This is a genomic window from Methylobacterium sp. BE186, from assembly GCF_031457035.1.
GTDB lineage: Bacteria > Pseudomonadota > Alphaproteobacteria > Rhizobiales > Beijerinckiaceae > Methylobacterium > Methylobacterium segetis.
The window spans coordinates 97,987-115,792 of sequence record NZ_JAVDVV010000006.1; the positions used below are offsets into that span (position 1 = coordinate 97,987).

Below are 17,806 nucleotides of genomic sequence, written 5' to 3' on the forward strand. Positions count from 1 at the left end.
ACCGGCGGCGCCTCGCGCCCTTTCCTGCACGGCTCCTGCATGGGGCGGGGACACGGCGAAACGAGGCCCGTCCATGAAGCTGTTCCGATGCCAGTCCTGCGGCAACATCCTGTACTTCGAGAACAAGACCTGCGAGCGCTGCAAGCACAGGCTCGCCTATCTCCCTGAGACCGGCACCCTCTCCGCCCTCGAGCCCGCTGGCGGCACGGCCTGGACGCCCCTCGCGGTCCCCGACCGGCCGAGCCTGTTCTGCACCAATGCCGGGCACGATGCCTGCAACTGGCTGGTGCGGCCGGGCTCGAACGACGCCTTCTGCCTCGCCTGCCGCCACAACGGCACCATCCCCGACGTGAGCATTCCCGCCAACCTGCAGGCGTGGCAGCGGATGGAATTCGCCAAGCACAGGCTGTTCTACACGCTGCTGCGCTGGAACCTGCCCCTGAAGACCCGTGCCGAGGACCCGGAGCACGGCCTTGTCTTCCACTTCCTCGCCGACCCGCCGGCCGAGGGGCCGAAGGTGATGACGGGCCACGAGAACGGCGTCATCACGATCGCCCTCGTCGAGGCGGACGATGCCGAGCGCGAGAAGCGTCGCCACGCCATGGGCGAGCCCTATCGAACCCTGATCGGCCATTTCCGCCACGAGGTCGGCCACCATTACTGGGACATCCTCGTGCGGGACGGGGGGAAGCTCGACGCCTGCCGCGCGGTGTTCGGCGACGATTCCGAGGATTACGAGGCGGCCCTGAAGCGCCACTACGCTCAGGGGACGCCGCCCGACTGGCAGGAGCGCTTCGTCTCGGCCTATGCCACCACCCACCCCTGGGAGGATTTCGCCGAGACCTGGGCGCATTACCTCCACATCGTCGACACGTTGGAGATGGCCAGCGCCTTCGGCCTCGAAGTGAACCCGGCCGTCGACACGCAGCGCGAGATCTCCGCCAAGATCGACTTCGATCCCTACGCGGCCGAGAGCATCCAGCAGATCGTCGATGCGTGGCTGCCCTTCGCCTTCGCGATCAACGGGGTCAACCGCGCCATGGGCATCAGCGACCTCTATCCCTTCGTCCTCGCGCCCGTCGTGGTGGGCAAGCTCGGCTTCATCCACGACCTCGTGCACGGGCGCGCCTGAGGGTCGCGGCGAGACGAGGGCGGCGGGAGGACCCGCGACGGTTCCGTTCGCGGACAAAATGCTCTACGCCCACGGGCGATGATCCGAACCGCCCTCTATGCCGGCTCCTTCGACCCGGTCACGAACGGCCACCTCGACGTGGTGCGGCAGGCCTGCCGGCTGGTGCCGAACCTCGTCATCGCGATCGGGGTGCATCCGGGCAAGGCGCCGCTCTTCTCGGCCGAGGAGCGCGCCGAGCTCCTGCGGGAGACCTGCGCGCCCCTCGCCGCCGAAGCCGGCACCGCGCTTGAGATCGCGACCTTCGACGACCTTGCGGTGAGCGCGGCGCGGCGGTTCGGCGCGAACCTGTTCATCCGCGGCCTGCGGGACGGAACCGACCTCGATTACGAGATGCAGCTCGCGGGCATGAACGCCGCGATGGCGCCCGAGGTGCAGACCGTCTTCCTGCCGGCCTCGATCCATGTCCGGCCGATCACGGCGACCCTCGTCCGGCAGATCGCCGCGATGGGAGGGGACGTGGCGCCCTTCGTCCCGCCGAGTGTCGCCGACCTCCTGAAGGCGCGCTTTTCCGGGGCGTAAGCCTCGGCATCACCGAACCGACAACGACGATCCTGGGAGAGATTTCGCCGATGAACCGCCGGAACGCCGTCCTCGCGCTCGCACTGAGCGCGTTCCTCGGGGCCGCCCCAGCGGCCCGCGCCGCCGATGACGACACCGTCTTCCTCGACACCAAGGACGGGCGCGTGACGATCCAGCTGCGGCCCGACCTCGCGCCGAAGCACGTGCAGCAGATCAAGACGCTCGTCGGCCAGGGCTTCTACAACGGGCTGAAGTTCCACCGCGTCATGGAGGGCTTCATGGCCCAGACCGGCGACCCGAACGGCAACGGCACCGGCGGCTCCAGCCTCCCGAACATCCCGGCGGAGTTCTCCTCCACGCCGTTCACCCGCGGCACCGTCGGCATGGCCCGGTCCAGCGATCCGAACTCGGCGAACTCGCAATTCTTCATCTGTCTCGCCGACGCCCCCTTCCTCAACGGCAAGTACACGGTGGTCGGCACCGTCACGAGCGGCATGGAGGCGGTCGACAAGATCAAGAAGGCGGAGCGCAACGCGGCGGGCGGCGCGGTGCAGAACCCGGACAAGATCGTCACGATGCAGCTCGCCGGGAAGGCGCGCTAGGGCCGGGGGTGAGGACGGCGCTGGCGCTCCTGCTCCTCGGCACGAGCCTGCCGGGCGCCGCCCTCGGCCAGAGCGCGGAGATCCTGCAGCCCCCGCTCACCCTGCCGGAGACGCTGCGCGGCACCGTCCGGGTGCCCCTGGCGGAGCCGCCCTCCGGGATTGCGGACACGCTGCCGGCGCTGTTTCCGGCGCTCGCCGCCTGCTGGGCCTTGCCCTCGGGGCTCGACGGGCTGAAGGACCTGCAGATCACGGCGCGCTTCGCGCTGCGCCGTGACGGAACACTGATCGGGACGCCCCGCATCACCTTCACGGCGGGCACGCCCGACGCCGCCGCCCGGTCGAGCCTGGTGCGGGCGACGCTGACATCGATCCGGCGCTGCACGCCGGCTCGCATCACTCCCGCCCTCGGGCGGGCCATCGCGGGGCGCCCCCTGGCGCTCCGCCTGATCGATCGGGGACCAGAGAGGTAGAGGAGTACCCATCATGACCGACAACGAGACCATCGTCCTGGAGACCACCAAGGGCCGCGTCGTGATCGCGCTGCGCCCCGACCTCGCGCCGAACCACGTGGAGCGCATCAAGACGCTCGCGGGACAGGGCTTCTACGACGGCGTGCCGTTCCACCGGGTGATCGACGGCTTCATGGCCCAGACCGGCGACCCGACGGGCACGGGCTCCGGCGGCTCCGAGCTGCCGGACCTGAACGCCGAGTTCAACAGCGAGCCGCACGTGCGCGGCACCTGCTCCATGGCGCGCACCAACTTCCCGCACTCGGCGAACTCGCAGTTCTTCATCTGCTTCGGCGACGCCCGCTTCCTCGACAAGCAGTACACGGTCTGGGGGAAGGTCGTCGAAGGCATGGAGGTGGTCGACACGATCAAGCGCGGCGAGCCGGTGCGCGATCCCGACCGCATCGTGAAGGCGACCGTCGCGGCGGCCTGAAGGCTGGCGGCCGCGCCTCCGCGCAATGTCTTCCGGGAATCTGCGAAGGCGGACCCCGGGAGACGGGCCGCATCACGCTGTCCCGTTGGCCAAGAGGTGACGCGTCCCTACCCCTCGGCGATGCGCGCCAGCAGGGCCGTGGCGAGGTCGAGATCCTCCGGCGTGTTGATGTTGAGGAACGGGTCGATCGGTTCGATCGGCCAGTCCACCGGTACGGCGCCGTGTCGGCCGAGATAGGCGCCGACGCGCCGCTCGTCCCGCTCGATCAGCGCGGCGCGCAGATCATCCACGAGCGAGACGGACCAGAGCGCGACCGTGAAATGCTGGCGCCCGCCCGAGGATGCCACCGCGATCGGCGCCCCGCTCCTGCGCCGGGCCGCGGCGAGGCGGGCCACGAGGTCGTCCGGTAGGAAGGGCGCGTCGCCGGTCACGCTCGCGACCTCGACCACCGCCGGATGATGCGCCCGCGCGTGTTCGAGCGCGGCGAGGATGCCGGCAAGCGGCCCTGGATGACCTAGCACCCCATCCGGCACGATCGCGCCGGGAAAGGCTCCGAACCGGGCCGGATCGCCGTTGGCGTTGAGGATGAGCCCGGCCGGACATTGCGGACCGAACCGGTGCACCACCCGGTCGAGCAGCGTGCGGCCGGCGAGCCCCCGCAGCGGCTTGTCGCCGCCGCCCATCCGGCGGGACAGCCCGCCCGCCAGGATGACGCCGAGCGTCGTCACCGGCTGCCTCCGCGCGTCGTCACCGGATCACTCGATGACGATCTTCGGAGCGGTCCGTCCCGCGGACGCGCCCGACAGGTTGCCCCAGAGCCGGCTCGCGATCTCGCGGTAGACCTTCGCCTGCGGCCCGTCCGGATCGGTCGCCACGACGGGGCGGCCGGAATCGGAGGTCTCGCGGATCGTCATGTTGAGCGGCACCTCGCCGAGGAAGGGCACGCCGAGGCGCTCGGCCTCCTCGCGGGCGCCGCCGTGGCCGAAGATGTGCGACGCCTGCCCGCAATGGGGGCAGACGAAGGTCGCCATGTTCTCGATCACGCCGAGGATCGGCACCGCGACCTTCTTGAACATGGTCACGCCGCGCCGCGCGTCGATCAGCGCGAGATCCTGCGGCGTCGAGACGATGACGGCGCCCGAGAGCGGCGTCGCCTGGGCCATGGTGAGCTGCGCGTCGCCGGTGCCGGGCGGCATGTCGACGAGAAGCACGTCGAGCTCGCCCCAGGCGACCTCGCGCAGCATCTGCGTGATCGCGGATTGCACCATCGGCCCACGCCAGATCATCGCGGATTCGGGCTCGATCAGGAAGCCGATCGACATCACCTTGAGGCCGTAGCCCTGCATCGGCTCAAGCGTGCGCCCCTCGATCACCCGCGGCTTGCCGGACAGGCCGAACAGCTTGGGCACCGACGGACCGTAGATGTCCGCGTCGAGGAGCCCGACCCGCAGCCCCTGCGCCTGCAAGGCGAGGGCGAGGTTGCAGGCCGTGGTCGACTTGCCGACGCCGCCCTTGCCGGAGGCCACCGCCACGATGTGGCGCACGCCCGGCAGGGCCGGCCCGGGGCCGGGCGCCCCGCCCCGCGGCGGGGGCGTCGCGGGGCGCTGCGGCGCAGCAGCGGGGGCCGGCGCATCCGCGCCGCGCTCGGAGGTCAGGCTCGCGAACACGCCCGTGACGCCGGGCATCGCCAGCACGGCGCCCTCGGCCCGGCGACGGACGGGCTCGAAGCGCTCCGCCTCGCTGGGATCGACGAGGATCGAGAACATGACCCTCTGGCTCGGATCGACGACCACCTGCGAGAGGCGGCCGGAACCGGGCAGGGTGGTGCCGCCGGCATCGACCGTCACGGTCGCGAGCGCCTTCAGCACGTCGTCGCGGGTAATCGGCAAGGGCAGGGCTCCTGAAAGACGCGCCGATGGCGGGGCCGCCTCGCCCCGCCGCCGTCCCTGTCCATGTACGCGCCCGCGCCGGAAACACCAGCCCGCACGGCGGCTGGGCCGCTCCGAAACCATCGCGGGCCTTGCCCGTTGTCGACACGATCTCGGGGCGCCCAGGACGCGCCCCGCTACGTTGGAGACATCCCCCCATGCATCAAGGCAACCATCGCGACCACGAGGGCGCGAAGAAGCTGTTCGAGCTCATCAAGGACATCAAGGTCGCGATGATGACCACCGCCGACCCGGACGGGAAACTCTACAGCCGCCCGATGTGGAGCCAGGACGCGGACGAGGTCGGCGACCTGTGGTTTTTCACGCGGCTCCACTCGCCGAAGACGGCCGAGATCTCCAAGGACAACCAAGTGAACCTCGCCTATTCGGACCCGAAGACGCAGACCTACGTCTCGGTGGCGGGCAAGGCCGAGATCGTCACCGATCAGGCGGTGATCGACGACAAGTGGAATGAGAGCCTGAAGACCTGGTTCCCGAACGGGAAGGACGACCCGGAGGTCGCCCTCATCCGCGTGCACCCGGAGAAGGGCGAGTACTGGGACAGCCCGAACGCCACGATGCTGCACCTCTACGGCTACGTGAAGGCCGCCGTGACCGGCGAGAGCCCGAAGACGGAGAGCGCGAAGGTCGATCTGGGCTGAGCCTCGCATCCCGCAACTGCTCGAGCGGGCGGCGCTTCCCCGGCGGAGGCGCCGCCCGCTTCGTGATGGCGCGATTGACTTTGCGGACGCGCTTGAGGCCACTCGGAGGCTGCCTTGGCAACGGATTGGCCCCGGACGGACATGATCGACCTCGCCGCGCGGGTCTACAACCACACCTGGAAGATCGACCCGATCGTCCGGTCGCTGCTCGACACGGATTTCTACAAGCTCCTGATGGCGCAAACGATCCTGCGCCGCCATCGCGACACGCACGTGACCTTCGGCATCCAGAACCGCTCGCGCAGCGTGCGCATCGCCGACATCGTCGACGCGGGGGAGTTGCGCGAGCAGCTCGACCACGCCCGCTCGCTGCGCCTGACCCGGGGGGAATCGACCTGGCTCCGGGGCAACGCCTTCTACGGGCGGCGCCGGATGTTCTCCGCCGAGTTCATCGAGTGGCTGGAAGGATTCCGCCTGCCCGAATACGAGCTCGAGGCACGGGACGGGCAATACGTGCTGACCTTCCACGGGCCCTGGCTCGAGACCACGATGTGGGAGGTGCCGGCCCTCGCGATCCTGAACGAGCTGCGCTCCCGCTTCGTGCTACGCGGCATGGCCAAGTTCGAGCTGCAGGTGCTCTATGCCCGGGCCATGACGCGGGTCTGGAAGAAGATCGAGCGCCTGAGGAAACTTCCCGACCTCTCGATCGCGGATTTCGGCACGCGCCGCCGGCACGGCTTCCTCTGGCAGGATTGGTGCGTCGAGGCGATGAGCGCGGGGCTCGGGCCCCGCTTCCTCGGGACGTCGAACTGCCTCATCGCGCTGCGCCGGGAAGTCGAGGCGGTGGGCACCAACGCGCACGAACTGCCGATGGTCTACGCGGCACTCGCCGAGGACGACGAGGCCCTCGCCCGCGCGCCCTACGACGTCCTGCGGGACTGGCAGCAGGATTATGCGGGCAATCTGCTGGTCGTGCTGCCGGACACCTACGGCACGGCGGGATTCCTCGCGAACGCGCCCGATTGGGTGGCGGACTGGACCGGCATGCGGATCGACTCGAAGGAGCCGATCGCGGGCGGCGAGGAGGCGATCGCGTGGTGGCGCGATCATGACAGCGACCCGGCGACGAAGCTCGCGATCTTCTCCGACGGGCTCGACATCGCGGACATCGAGCGCATCCACGCCCATTTCCACGGCCGCCTCCGCATCGGCTACGGCTGGGGCACCCTGCTCACCAACGATTTCCGCGGCCTCGTGCCGGGCGGCGGCCTCGATCCGATCTCGATCGTCTGCAAGGTCATCGAGGCGAACGGGCGCCCGGCCGTGAAGATCTCGGACAACCCGACCAAGGCGATCGGCCCCGCCGAGGCGATCGCGCGCTATCAGCGCGTGTTCGGGACCGGCGGGCAGGTGGCGGCGCCGGTGGTGGTCTAGGATCACGCGATGCGCATCGACCTCAACAGCGACCTCGGGGAGGGCTTCGGCCCCTGGCGCATGGGGGAGGATGCGGCCATGCTCGACATCGTCACCTCGGCCAACGTCGCCTGCGGCTTCCATGCGGGCGATCCCGGCATCATGGTCGAGACGGCGCGGGCGGCGAAGGCGCGGGGCGTGGCGCTCGGCGCGCATCCGGGCTTCCGCGACCTCGAAGGCTTCGGGCGCCGGGTGATCCCGCAGAGCCCGGCCGAGATCGAGCAGGCAATCGCCTACCAGATCGGGGCGCTTCAGGGCTGCGCGGCGCTTGCCGGCCACCGCGTCAGCCACGTCAAGGCGCACGGGGCGCTGGCCAACCTCGCCAATGTCGAGGATGGGGTCGCGGCGGCGATCGCCCGCGGGGTGCGCGCGGTCGATCGCGGCCTCGTCCTCATGGTCATGCCCGGCCTGCCTGCCGAGCGGGCGGCGCTCGCCCTCGGCCTCGCGGTCTCGCGCGAAATCTACGCCGACCGCGCCTACGGGGAGGATGGAAGGCTCGCGCCGCGCTCCGAGCCCGGCGCCGTCATCCACGAGGCGGAGGCCGCGGCCGATCGGGTCCTTCGCATGCTGGAGGCCGGCGCCGTCGAGACGCGCGGCGGCCGGCACATCCCCGTCGCCATCGACACGATCTGCGTGCACGGCGACAATCCGGCCGCCGTCGCGATGGCGCGAACCGTCCGCGCACGTCTCGAAGCCGCTGGCCACGTGCTCGCGCCCTTCACGACCTGAGGTTTCCGGACCCGGCCGCCACGGCAGGCGCTCACGAATCCGTGAGAACCGCAGCTTCATCCAGGGATCGATTGCGGCCTCCCGCCGTTCCTCACGCTGCGATGCCCGCCCTGGCGGTGCAGCGCAGGCGTCGCGTTCGAGGCGAGACCGGAATGGCCAGGAATTCGAGCCCCGAGGCGCCCCTCATCCCACCGCGCCCGACACGGATCGCCGCCGCCGAGACGCCGAAGGCGGCGCTCGCCTCGCCGGTCGTGATCGCCGGGGTCATCGTCGCCGCGCTCTATGTCGGGCGCGAGATCTTCATCCCCATCGCCATCGCGGTGCTGTTCTCCTTCGTGCTGGGTCCGCTCGTCGACCTCCTGCGGCGCCTGCGTCTCGGCCGGATCATGGCGGTTGCGATCGCTGTGATCACCGCGCTCGGAATCGTGGCGGCGCTGACCACGCTGATCGGCGTCCAGGTCGCCGATCTCGCCGGCGACGTCCCGCGCTACCGCGACACGATCGAGCGCAAGGTCGAGGGCCTGAAGGACAGCGCGCTGGGGCGGGCGACGGACTACGTCGCCAATATCGGCCGGGCGATCCATCAGGCCGGCAGCGAGGGGGAGGTGGGCAACAAGCCGGCGCCCTCCGCCGCCGGCCCGGAGAAGCCGGAGGAGAAGGCCGTCTTGGTCGAGATGCGCGAGCGTCCCCCGGGCCCGATCGAGACGGCCGGCACGCTGCTCTCGCCGGTGATGAAGCCGCTCGCCACCACCGGCATCGTCTTCGTGGTGCTGCTCTTCATCCTGATGCAGAAGGAGGACCTGCGCGATCGCATGATCCGGCTCGCCGGCTCGAGCGACCTGCACCGCACCACGGTGGCGATGGACGACGCCGCGCGGCGCCTGAGCCGCTACTTCGTGGTGCAGCTCGCCCTGAACGCCGCCTTCGGGATCGTCATCGGCGCCGGCCTCTACCTGATCGGGGTGCCCAATCCGGTCCTGTGGGGCATCTTCTCCGCCCTGATGCGCTTCGTGCCCTATGTCGGCGCCTTCCTCTCCGCGCTGTTCCCGCTGGCGCTCGCCGCCGCGGTCGATCCCGGCTGGAACATGGTCGTGGCCACCGCGACCCTGTTCGTGGTGCTGGAGCCGATCGTCGGCCACATCATCGAGCCGATGCTCTACGGGCAATCGACCGGGCTCTCGCCCTTCGCGGTGCTGGTCTCGGCCCTGTTCTGGACGTGGCTGTGGGGGCCGGTCGGGCTCCTGCTCTCAACCCCGCTCACCGTCTGCCTCGTGGTGCTCGGCCGCCATGTCGACAGGCTCGAGTTCCTCGACGTGCTGTTCGGCGACCGGCCGGCGCTGACCCCGATCGAGAACTTCTACCAGCGCATCCTCGCCGACGACCCGGAGGAGGTGCAGGAGCATGCCGACCTGATCCTGCAGGAATGCTCGCTCTCCGCCTATTACGACGAGGTCGTGCTGCGCGGGCTGGAACTCGCGGCGCGGGACGCGGCACGCGGCGTGCTGACGCCGGAGCAGAAGACCGCGATCCGCGCCTCGGTGACTGAACTCGTCGAGGAGCTGTCCTCCCGCGCCGACGAGACGCCGGAAGCGCCGGCGGCGGCCGCCCACCGCCTCGTCACGGGCGGCGAGCGCAACGCTCCGGCCTGCGGCCGCGAGCCGATCACGCCTGCGCCCGGCTCGGTCGGCGAGGCTTGGCGGCGCGAGGGGGCGGTGCTCTGCGTCGCCGGGCGCGGCTTCGTGGACGGGGCCGCCGCCGCGATCCTGGCGCAGCTCCTGGAGAAGCGCGGCATCGGCACCCGGATCGTGCCCTTCTCCGAGGTGGCGCGCGCCCGCATCGACGCCTTCTCGCCCGGTCCCGCGCGGATCGCCTGCATCATCTCGCTGGCGATCAGCGGGGAACCGACCCACCTGCGCCGGCTCGTCGGGCGGCTGCGCCGGCGGATGCCCCAGGTGCGGATCGTGGCCGGCCTCTGGCGGGCCGACGACGAGATCCTCGGGGACGCCGCGCGCCTCGCCGCCCTCGGCGCCGACGAGAACGTGATCTCGCTCCGCGCGGCGGTCGAGGCGGTGCTCGCCGCGGTCGAGGCCGAGCCGCGCGCCCTCTCCTCCGGACGGGTGACGGCGCTCTCGGCGAGCGGGCGCACCGAACCCGAACGGGCGAACTCCGATCTCGCGGGGGCTTGACGCCGCCGCTCCGAGCCCGCTTCCGTCATCGGAAACCGGGGCCCGCGCGCCGCCGACAGAGGGTGCCTTGCCGATGAGCGTCGTCGATCTCGCGCGGTTCATGGACGATCTCGCCACCCAGTCGGGACAGGCGATCCTGCCCTTCTTCCGCGCGCATTTCGGCCTCGACGACAAGGCGCGGGGCGGCGCCGCCTTCGACCCCGTCACCGAAGCCGACCGGGCGGCGGAGGTCGTGCTGCGCAACATGATCCGTCAGACCTTCCCGACCCACGGCATCCTCGGCGAGGAGTTCGGCTCGGAGCGGCTCGACGCGGAGTGCGTCTGGGTGCTCGACCCGATCGACGGCACCCGCGCCTTCATCGCCGGCCTGCCGACCTGGGGCACCCTGATCGGGCTGACGCGCGGAGGCATGGCGGTGCGCGGGCTGATGCATCAGCCCTTCCTCAACGAGCGCTTCTTCGGCGACGGCGCGAGCGCGAAGCTGCGCCATGCCCGCGGCGAGCGCACGCTCCGCACCCGCCGCTGCGAGAGCCTGAAGGAGGCGATCCTCGCCACCACCGACCCGCGGCTCTTCGCCGAGGGCGAGGAGGCGGAGCGCTACCGGTCGATCGAGGCCAGCGTCCGGATGGCCCGCTACGGCGCCGATTGCTACGCCTATTGCATGCTGGCGGCCGGGCAGATCGACCTCGTGGTCGAGGCGGGGCTGAAGCCCTACGACATCGTCGCCCTGATCCCGATCGTCGAGGGCGCAGGCGGGGTCGTCACGGCCTGGGACGGCGGCCCGGCGACGCAGGGCGGTCGCGTCGTGGCGGCCGGCGACCGGCGCCTGCACGCGGCGGCGCTCGCCGCGCTGAACCCCTGACGAACCTTACCACCGGTTGAACCGAACACGGCGCGCCGCCGTTGCCTGAGGGTGGCCAAGCTTCGCCCCGCCTCGAACCCTCGGCCGTCCCGCCTTGCTCCTCGCCGCGCTCCTCGTCCTGACGACCCTGACGCCTCGGATCGAGGCGGGGCTGGAGGCCGCGCGGGCCGGAGGTGAAGCGGCGCGGCTCGCCCTCGTGATGCCGTCCCCGGCACCGGTACCGCCGCGCTTCGCGGCCGAGGCCCGGGCCGTCACGAACTGGCGTCAGGAAGCGGGCGCGGCGCTCCGCCCCGCCTCGCTGGCGCTGGTCGCGCGCTTCTCACGGACCGAGCCCGCCTTCGTGGCGCGCTGCGTCAAGCTCAACAATTACTGGTGCATCAAGCAGGCCCGCTGGTCCGGCGAGCTCGGCGGCGATGGGGAGGGCCACACGGGCTTCGCCACCGCCGCGGACGGGGCGGACGCCGCCGCGCAGCTCCTGCGCCGCTACTACCGTGAGTACGGGCGGCGCACGGCACTCGCCATCGTGCGCCGTTGGGCTCCCGCCTCCTGCGGGGTGCCGGCGGCCACCGTCCAGCGGAGCTCTGTCCCGCGCACGCCGTCCGTCTCGACGGCCCTCGCGCCGCAGGGCATCGGCCGGACGCTCCGCGCCCGCTTCCTCGCCCGGCATGCCCGAGGGGGCGCGCCCCGGCGCGCGACGGCCTCGGCGCAGCCCCGCCGCGCTGCCGCCGCGGCGCGGCCGGCCCTGCGCGTCCAGCCCTGGTCGCCGCTGGCGCGGATGGCCGGCAACCCCGCCAGGCGTCCCGGCCGCGCACCGCTCCCATCCCTGCGGCCCGTCGCCGACATCGCGGCCGGCGTCACGGCGGCGCCGGAGCGATCCGCCGCCCGCACGCCGCTGCGCGGGGCCGACAACCCCGCCGCGCTGCTCACCCGCTCCAGCCTCTCGCCCGACCGGCTCGTCGCGGAATCGGCCGCCCTCCCGGCGATCGCGGCGGGCCTGCCGCTCCTCGACCTGCGCCTGCCACCCCCCCTCTGCGGCAACGACGAGGTGCGCATCGCGAATTACGCCGCCCGCATCGCCGGAAGCGTAGGGCTGAAGCCGGGCGATGACCTGAAGCTGTTCGACGAGGCGGGCGGGCCGCTGCCGAACCTCGCACCCGTCATGCTCGCCATGTCGGGGGTCGAACTCGGCACATTGCGGGCCGGGCCGGACCTCGTGCAGGCCGCGATCGCCCGGCTCTCCGCCTCGACGGTGCGCGTCGCCCCCACCGCGGAGGCCGGCCGGTAGGCACCCAAGCCTTGCGGCTGGCCGGCCGGCGCGCCACCTCAGCGGCCGGTCACATCATCCCACCGAGCTCGCCTTGCCCCTGAACAGTTTCGCCGCGCGCGCCGGATCGGCCGTGAAGGCCTTCGCCGAGGCCTCCAGCGACTTCCTGATCCAGCCGACATTGCGGCTCGGCGTCACCGGGCTCGCACGCTCGGGCAAGACCGTGTTCACGACGGCCCTGATCCACCATCTCGTCGAGACGCACGCACTGCCCGCCTTCGCGCCGACGCAGGAGGGGCGCCTGCGCCGGGCCCGCCTCGTGCCGCAGCCCGACGACGACGTGCCGCGCTTCCCCTTCGAGGAGCATTTCGCGGCGCTCACCGAGGAGCGGCGCTGGCCGCGCTCCACAGACCGGATCAGCCAGTTCCGCCTCGCCATCGAGTACGAGCGGGCCGGCGGCTGGCGCTCGGGGCCGGGCAGATTGATGCTCGACGTGGTGGATTATCCGGGCGAGTGGCTCCTCGACCTCGCCTTGATCGAGCAGAGCTACACGACGTGGTCGCGCGCCACGATCGCGGGGACGCGCCGGGCCGGCCGCGCGGGAATCGCCGCGCCCTGGCTCGCCATGCTTTCCGGCCTCGATCCGAACGGCCCCCTCGACGAACCCCTGGCCGAGCGCGCGAGCGACGCCTTCAAGGCCTATCTCGCCGGCCTCCGCGCCGGTCCCGAGGCGGTGGCGACGACCCCGCCCGGCCGCTTCCTGATGCCCGGCGATCTCGCGGGCTCGCCCGCGCTCACCTTCGCGCCCCTCGACCGGCTGCCCGAGGCGCTGGCGCCGGATAGCCTCGCGGGCCTGATGGAGCGCCGCTTCGAGGCCTACAAGGCGAAGGTGGTGGAGCCCTTCTTTCGCGACCATTTCCAGCGGGTCGATCGGCAGATCGTGCTCGTCGACGTGCTCGCGGCAGTCGATGCGGGGCCGGCCGCCCTGGCGGAACTGGAGGAGGCGCTCGATTCCGTGCTGCTCAGCCTCAATATCGGGCGCAACTCGCTGCTCTCCCGGCTGTTCGCGCCCCGCGCCGACCGCGTGCTCTTCGCCGCCACCAAGGCCGACCACCTCCACCAGACGAGCCACGACCGCCTCGACGCCCTCCTGCGCCTCCTCGTCTCGCGGGCGATGCGCCGGACGGAGGCCGCGGGGGCCCGCGTCGGCACGGTGGCGCTCGCCTCCGTGCGCGCCACCCGCGAGACCACCGTGCACGAGGGCGAGGCCACCTTCCGCGCGGTCACCGGCACGCCGGAGGCGGGCGAGGTGGTGGGCGACGAGACCTTCGACGGGCTCGGCGAGGCCGCGATCTTCCCCGGCGAACTGCCCGCCCGGCTGGAGGCGGTGCTCGAGGGCGCGGTCGAGCCCGGCTCACTCCGCTTCCCGCGCTTCCGCCCGCCCCTCGTGCGGCCCGACGGCCTCGGCCGCCCCGGCCACCTGCCGCAGATCCGGCTCGACCGGGCGATGCAGTTCCTGATCGGGGACCGGCTGACGTGAGAGCGGCGTCCGCCTCGCTCCCCGTGGCCAGGTCTCAGACCGGCCGCCCCATTGTCTCGGGATTCGTCGCATGAGCTCCTCCCAGCGCCCGCGCGCCTTCCGCATGCCAACGCCGGGCGCTGCCCCGGAGGCCGGCGCCGCACCGCCCGTCGCGCCTCCCTCCGAGGTCCGGATGGTCGAGGAGCCCTTCGAGATCGTCGACGCGGCGGACGGCACGCCCGTGCCGGTCGCCGGCCGGCGCCGTGCACCCTGGCTCGGCCTGCTCCTCTCCGCCCTCGGCGGGCTCGTGGCCCTGGGGATCGGCCTGTCGGTCGAGCGGCTGATCGCGGACCTGTTCCAGGCCGCACCGTGGCTCGGCGGCGTCGCCCTCGCGCTCCTCGCGCTGGCGGCTTTGGCCTTCCTGGCGATCGTCGGCCGCGAGATCGGGGGTCTCTGGCGCGAGCGGCGGATCGAGAAGCTGCGCGAGGCCGCGATCCAGGCGATCGCGACCCGGGATCATACCGGCGCACAGGCGGTGGTGCGGGATCTCGCCGCCTTCTACGCCGACCGGGCGCCGCTCGCGGAGGGACGCCGGCGCCTCGACACGCTCGGCGATGCGATCCTCGACGTGGAGGACCGGATCGGCATCGCCGAGCGCGAACTCCTCGCGCCCCTCGATGCGCAGGCGCGCGGCGCCATCGCCACGGCCGCCAAGCAGGTCTCGGCGGTGACGGCGCTGAGCCCGCGGGCCATCGTCGACGTCGCGTTCGTCGTGTTTTCCGCGGTGCGGCTGCTGCGCCGGATCGCCGCGATCTACGGCGGGAGGCCGGGCTTCCTCGGCTTCCTGCGGCTCGCGCGCGCCGCCTTCGCCCATCTCACCGTCACCGGCGGCATGGCGGTCGGCGACAGCGTGGTGCAGCAGGTCCTCGGCCTCGGCATCGCCGCCCGCGTCTCGGCAAAGCTCGGCGAGGGCGTGCTCAACGGCCTGATGACCGCACGCTTCGGGCTCGCCGCCATCGCGGTGTGCCGTCCGCTGCCCTTCACCCGCGAGGCGCCCCCGCGGCTGGCGGACGTCGCGGGAGAGTTGCTGCGTCCCGCCCGGGAGGAGCAGAGCTGAGGCCTACTGCCCCGTCACCAGCGTCCGGGCGGGTGCGGCCGGCGCGGCATTTCTGCGGTTCTGGATGCGGCTGAACATGTTGCCGGTATACTCGGCCGGCTTCGGCTTGTCGGCGACGGCGACCTGTGCCTCGAACGCCTCGATGCGCTTCAGGAGCGCCGCGTCGTTGAAGATCGAGCTGTTGAAGCTCGTATTGGCGCGGGGGCCGAGGGCCGCCTGCACGGCGTCGAGGCGGGCCAGAAGCTCTTTTCTCGTCATGATTCCTCGCACTCTGCGGACGGGTGGGTCGGCACCATCGAGCGCGAGGATGGTAAACGAGGGGTTAAGAGCGCGCCCGGAAACGAGAAAGCCCCCGCATTCCTGCGGGAGCATTCCGACCCGGCGCGGGCCTGCGCGACCTCAGCGGTAGCTCTGGCTCAGGCCGCCCGCATCCTTGGCCTCGGCGAGCTTGCCCCGGCAGGCATCGTCGCCCTTGGCGTCGAGGGCGCGCGCCTCGGCGAGGAGGTTCTTGGCCCGGCTCTCACCGCTGTCGGCGTTGCCGGCCGCGGCGGGGTTCGCGACGGCCGTCGGCTTGCCCTCCTGTTGCCGGCGCACGTCAGCGGCGGAGGTGGCGCGGTCGGCGGCCGCCGCATTCACCTCGTCGTTGCCGCCGACGCCGCCCGTCCTGCCATCCTTGTTGAGGCTCGGGGCGCTCTCGGTGGTGGCGGTCTTGTCGCGGGACGTCCTGGCATCGGACTTCGTCTCGGCGACGCTGCCCGAGACCGAGCCCGTCACGGCCGCGCCCGCGGCGGGGCTGCTCTCCAGCTGCTTCGCCACAGCCGCGATCTGCTCGGTGCAGGGGCCCGCAAGAACGGGAGTGGTCAGGCACGCGAGCGCGAGGCCGGCGAGAATCCGTCCGTTTTGCATCTGGTTCTCCGTGAAATCGCAAGGATAGCGCGGCCCCCGGCGGAGCGCCGCGGCCTGCTTTCGCGGATGAAACCAGTTTAACCTGGATCAGTTCCCGAATTGTCCCGGGCCGACATTCTCGCGCAGCGCGCGGCCGCCTGCCGACACGGCAAAGCGAACAGGGTATTGAACGACTGATCAGAGGTTCTTCAGAAAACCCGCGAGGCGCATCAGGCCCTCCGGCCAAGGCCCGTGCCCGCTCGCCACGTTGATGTGGCCCGATTCGCCCGCATCGACGATCACCGCGCCCCAGGCATAAGCGAGATCCTCGGCGCGCTCGTAAGTGCAGTACGGATCGGTCCGGCTCGCCACGACGAGAGCGGGGAAGGGCAGGGGCTCGCGCGGGATCGGCGCGAAGGCGCGCACGCTCTCGGGCAGGTTCGGCGTGCGCTCGATGTCGGGCGGCGCGACGAAGAGGGCGCCGCGCACGACGCCCGGGGGCAGGGCGGGTGCGACGGCGACGCTCGCGATGACGCCGAGGCTGTGGGCGATCAGGACGACGGGTCGGGTCGACGCCTCGACCGCCTCCCGGATCCGGCCGCACCAAGCCTCAGGCTCCGGCCGATCCCAATCCGCCTGTTCGACGATGCGGGCGGTGGGCAGGCGGCTCGCCCAGCGGGCCTGCCAGTGCTCCTCCTCGGAGCCGGCGAGCCCCGGGATGACGAGGATGTCGCAATCGGCTGTCTTCATGGAGACTCGCGATAACGGCTCGCGGCAGCGCCGTCGACCCGCCTCCTCACGCCGCCGCGACGGCGAGGGGAGCGAGCGAGCCGGAGATCTGCGCCGCGATGCCGACCGAGGCGAGGTTCTTGGATTTCGCCTCGATCTCGAAATCCGTCCAGGCGAGGTGGCGGCCGACGAGGGCGTTGAGGGCCCGGTTCCACATCAGGTCGGAATGGGCGGCGAGATCCCGCCACGAATGCCCAGACGCGCGCAGGGCCGCGAAGTCGGGCAGCCGGTCGGGATCGTGGTCGGGCAGGAGCGTCTCGCGCGAGACGCTGATGTGAGAGACGGGACGCACGCCTCGCCAGGAATCGCGGACCCGCGCGATGCGGAGATCGTCTGGCTCGATGTACTCTCCCCCGCTCTCGACCCAGTGGTGATGGATGTCGAGGACGACGGGTACGAGGTCGCTCAGGGTCAGCACCGCATCGAGCCCGAAGGAGGATTCGTCGTTCTCCACCGTGACGAGGTCGCGCGCGACACGGCTGACCTTCGGCAGGTTCGCGCACCAGCCCTCGGTGCCGGGGTCGCGGGCGCCGACATGGATGTTGATGTGGGCGCCGTGCGGGTGCCAGCCGGTGCCGTAGCCCATCATGTCCATGATTTCGGCGTGGTAATCGAGCTCCTCGATGCCGTTGCGCAGGGCTGCCTCGTTGCGCGAGGCGAGGATGCAGAAGGGCCCGGGATGCAGGCTGAGGCGCACGCCGAGGATCCGTGCCCGCTCGCCGATCTCGGCTAGGCCGGTCTCGACGGCCGCGCGCAGGTCCGGTTCGGCATAGAAGGGCTTGACGACGGGGTGCGTGTAGCCGGGCAGGATCGAGCTCGCCATCCGCAGGAGCCGCTCCAGCGGAGGCCGCGCGCCGACCCACTCCACCTGCCGAGCGAGTGCGGTGAGGTTGTGCCCGACGATGTCGCCAAGCTTCGCCTGCGCCGCCGCGGGCGGTTGGCGCTGGAGATAGGCCATCGTCACGCTGGTGACGTTCATGGCGAGCGCCGCCTCCTTGGCCGCCTTGACCGTCTTGTGGGTGCCCGGCGGCTCGTCCGGGATGAATTTGCAGCAGAAGCCGAGGCGGGGCGTGCCGGTGGTCTCGTCGGTCGGGGCGTCGCTCATGGGGCGACAACGCGGACGGTGCGGATTCGACG

Annotated in this window: 19 protein-coding genes; 13 read left to right on the forward strand and 6 right to left on the reverse strand. The window is 71.8% G+C overall.

The window, feature by feature from the left end; all coding sequences use genetic code 11:
* Window positions 1–73 precede the first annotated feature (73 nt).
* The 5 genes from J2X36_RS08870 (at window position 74) to J2X36_RS08890 (ending at window position 3,255) form a co-directional block, all read left to right on the forward strand.
* Window positions 74–1,132 (forward strand): putative zinc-binding peptidase, encoded by a 1,059-nt coding sequence (locus J2X36_RS08870; RefSeq protein ID WP_310348516.1) that lies wholly within the window; start codon window positions 74–76, stop codon window positions 1,130–1,132.
* A gap of 78 nt (window positions 1,133–1,210) precedes the next feature.
* Window positions 1,211–1,711, forward strand: coding sequence for a pantetheine-phosphate adenylyltransferase (gene coaD / locus J2X36_RS08875; RefSeq protein ID WP_132249654.1), 501 nt, complete (start codon window positions 1,211–1,213; stop codon window positions 1,709–1,711).
* Between the two features lie 50 nt (window positions 1,712–1,761).
* The gene (locus J2X36_RS08880; RefSeq protein WP_132249652.1) at window positions 1,762–2,313 is read left to right on the forward strand and encodes a peptidylprolyl isomerase; all 552 of its coding nucleotides are present in this window, start codon (window positions 1,762–1,764) and stop codon (window positions 2,311–2,313) included.
* 8 nt (window positions 2,314–2,321) lie between these two features.
* On the forward strand, window positions 2,322–2,783 hold the full coding sequence (locus J2X36_RS08885) for a hypothetical protein (RefSeq protein ID WP_132249650.1): 462 nt from the start codon (window positions 2,322–2,324) through the stop codon (window positions 2,781–2,783).
* Between the two features lie 13 nt (window positions 2,784–2,796).
* Window positions 2,797–3,255 carry a peptidylprolyl isomerase gene (locus J2X36_RS08890; RefSeq protein WP_310348519.1) on the forward strand — a complete coding sequence of 153 codons (459 nt, stop codon included), beginning with the start codon at window positions 2,797–2,799 and terminating at the stop codon, window positions 3,253–3,255.
* 107 nt (window positions 3,256–3,362) lie between these two features.
* Here J2X36_RS08890 and mobA read toward each other — a convergent pair whose 3' ends face one another.
* Both mobA and J2X36_RS08900 read right to left on the reverse strand, forming a co-directional pair.
* Entirely contained in the window at window positions 3,363–3,983 is a 621-nt protein-coding gene (gene mobA / locus J2X36_RS08895; RefSeq protein WP_310348521.1) for a molybdenum cofactor guanylyltransferase MobA, read from the reverse strand.
* 27 nt (window positions 3,984–4,010) lie between these two features.
* Window positions 4,011–5,144 (reverse strand): Mrp/NBP35 family ATP-binding protein, encoded by a 1,134-nt coding sequence (locus J2X36_RS08900; RefSeq protein ID WP_132249646.1) that lies wholly within the window; start codon window positions 5,142–5,144, stop codon window positions 4,011–4,013.
* Between the two features lie 197 nt (window positions 5,145–5,341).
* On the opposite strand from J2X36_RS08900, the gene J2X36_RS08905 reads away from it, so the two are divergent.
* The 8 genes from J2X36_RS08905 (at window position 5,342) to J2X36_RS08940 (ending at window position 14,995) form a co-directional block, all read left to right on the forward strand.
* A complete protein-coding gene (locus J2X36_RS08905; RefSeq protein ID WP_132249644.1) occupies window positions 5,342–5,845 on the forward strand; it encodes a pyridoxamine 5'-phosphate oxidase family protein in 504 nt (167 codons plus the stop codon).
* A gap of 141 nt (window positions 5,846–5,986) precedes the next feature.
* Window positions 5,987–7,279: a nicotinate phosphoribosyltransferase gene (gene pncB, locus J2X36_RS08910; RefSeq protein WP_310348886.1), complete on the forward strand. Its 1,293-nt coding sequence runs from the start codon at window positions 5,987–5,989 to the stop codon at window positions 7,277–7,279.
* A 9-nt stretch (window positions 7,280–7,288) separates the two neighbouring features.
* A complete protein-coding gene (locus tag J2X36_RS08915) occupies window positions 7,289–8,047 on the forward strand; it encodes a 5-oxoprolinase subunit PxpA (protein WP_310348526.1) in 759 nt (252 codons plus the stop codon).
* A 152-nt stretch (window positions 8,048–8,199) separates the two neighbouring features.
* The gene (locus J2X36_RS08920; RefSeq protein WP_310348529.1) at window positions 8,200–10,233 is read left to right on the forward strand and encodes an AI-2E family transporter; all 2,034 of its coding nucleotides are present in this window, start codon (window positions 8,200–8,202) and stop codon (window positions 10,231–10,233) included.
* A gap of 73 nt (window positions 10,234–10,306) precedes the next feature.
* The gene (gene hisN / locus J2X36_RS08925; protein WP_310348532.1) at window positions 10,307–11,095 is read left to right on the forward strand and encodes a histidinol-phosphatase; all 789 of its coding nucleotides are present in this window, start codon (window positions 10,307–10,309) and stop codon (window positions 11,093–11,095) included.
* Window positions 11,096–11,189: 94 nt separating this feature from the next.
* Window positions 11,190–12,380, forward strand: a complete 1,191-nt coding sequence (locus tag J2X36_RS08930) for a hypothetical protein (protein WP_310348534.1) — start codon at window positions 11,190–11,192, stop codon at window positions 12,378–12,380.
* A 73-nt stretch (window positions 12,381–12,453) separates the two neighbouring features.
* Window positions 12,454–13,899, forward strand: coding sequence for a YcjX family protein (locus tag J2X36_RS08935; RefSeq protein ID WP_310348536.1), 1,446 nt, complete (start codon window positions 12,454–12,456; stop codon window positions 13,897–13,899).
* A 70-nt stretch (window positions 13,900–13,969) separates the two neighbouring features.
* Window positions 13,970–14,995: a TIGR01620 family protein gene (locus J2X36_RS08940; protein ID WP_310348538.1), complete on the forward strand. Its 1,026-nt coding sequence runs from the start codon at window positions 13,970–13,972 to the stop codon at window positions 14,993–14,995.
* Window positions 14,996–14,998: 3 nt separating this feature from the next.
* Here J2X36_RS08940 and J2X36_RS08945 read toward each other — a convergent pair whose 3' ends face one another.
* The 4 genes from J2X36_RS08945 to J2X36_RS08960 all read right to left on the reverse strand — a co-directional run bounded on the left by J2X36_RS08945 (window position 14,999) and on the right by J2X36_RS08960 (window position 17,774).
* Window positions 14,999–15,253 carry a hypothetical protein gene (locus tag J2X36_RS08945; RefSeq protein WP_132249630.1) on the reverse strand — a complete coding sequence of 85 codons (255 nt, stop codon included), beginning with the start codon at window positions 15,251–15,253 and terminating at the stop codon, window positions 14,999–15,001.
* Between the two features lie 141 nt (window positions 15,254–15,394).
* Window positions 15,395–15,901 (reverse strand): hypothetical protein, encoded by a 507-nt coding sequence (locus tag J2X36_RS08950; protein ID WP_310348541.1) that lies wholly within the window; start codon window positions 15,899–15,901, stop codon window positions 15,395–15,397.
* A 177-nt stretch (window positions 15,902–16,078) separates the two neighbouring features.
* Window positions 16,079–16,630, reverse strand: a complete 552-nt coding sequence (locus J2X36_RS08955; protein WP_310348543.1) for an alpha/beta hydrolase — start codon at window positions 16,628–16,630, stop codon at window positions 16,079–16,081.
* Window positions 16,631–16,676: 46 nt separating this feature from the next.
* A complete protein-coding gene (locus tag J2X36_RS08960; protein WP_310348547.1) occupies window positions 16,677–17,774 on the reverse strand; it encodes a UV damage endonuclease UvsE in 1,098 nt (365 codons plus the stop codon).
* Window positions 17,775–17,806 lie beyond the last annotated feature (32 nt).

Coding starts and splice junctions, on each gene's coding strand:
- hisN (WP_310348532.1), top strand. CDS start 10,307: ATGAGCGTCGTCGATCTCGCGCGGTTCATGGACGATCTCGCCACCCAG.
- J2X36_RS08955 (WP_310348543.1), bottom strand. CDS start 16,630: ATGAAGACAGCCGATTGCGACATCCTCGTCATCCCGGGGCTCGCCGGC.
- J2X36_RS08905 (WP_132249644.1), top strand. CDS start 5,342: ATGCATCAAGGCAACCATCGCGACCACGAGGGCGCGAAGAAGCTGTTC.
- J2X36_RS08960 (WP_310348547.1), bottom strand. CDS start 17,774: ATGAGCGACGCCCCGACCGACGAGACCACCGGCACGCCCCGCCTCGGC.
- pncB (WP_310348886.1), top strand. CDS start 5,987: ATGATCGACCTCGCCGCGCGGGTCTACAACCACACCTGGAAGATCGAC.
- J2X36_RS08940 (WP_310348538.1), top strand. CDS start 13,970: ATGAGCTCCTCCCAGCGCCCGCGCGCCTTCCGCATGCCAACGCCGGGC.
- J2X36_RS08915 (WP_310348526.1), top strand. CDS start 7,289: ATGCGCATCGACCTCAACAGCGACCTCGGGGAGGGCTTCGGCCCCTGG.
- J2X36_RS08950 (WP_310348541.1), bottom strand. CDS start 15,901: ATGCAAAACGGACGGATTCTCGCCGGCCTCGCGCTCGCGTGCCTGACC.
- coaD (WP_132249654.1), top strand. CDS start 1,211: ATGATCCGAACCGCCCTCTATGCCGGCTCCTTCGACCCGGTCACGAAC.
- J2X36_RS08870 (WP_310348516.1), top strand. CDS start 74: ATGAAGCTGTTCCGATGCCAGTCCTGCGGCAACATCCTGTACTTCGAG.
- J2X36_RS08945 (WP_132249630.1), bottom strand. CDS start 15,253: ATGACGAGAAAAGAGCTTCTGGCCCGCCTCGACGCCGTGCAGGCGGCC.
- J2X36_RS08920 (WP_310348529.1), top strand. CDS start 8,200: ATGGCCAGGAATTCGAGCCCCGAGGCGCCCCTCATCCCACCGCGCCCG.
- J2X36_RS08890 (WP_310348519.1), top strand. CDS start 2,797: ATGACCGACAACGAGACCATCGTCCTGGAGACCACCAAGGGCCGCGTC.
- J2X36_RS08880 (WP_132249652.1), top strand. CDS start 1,762: ATGAACCGCCGGAACGCCGTCCTCGCGCTCGCACTGAGCGCGTTCCTC.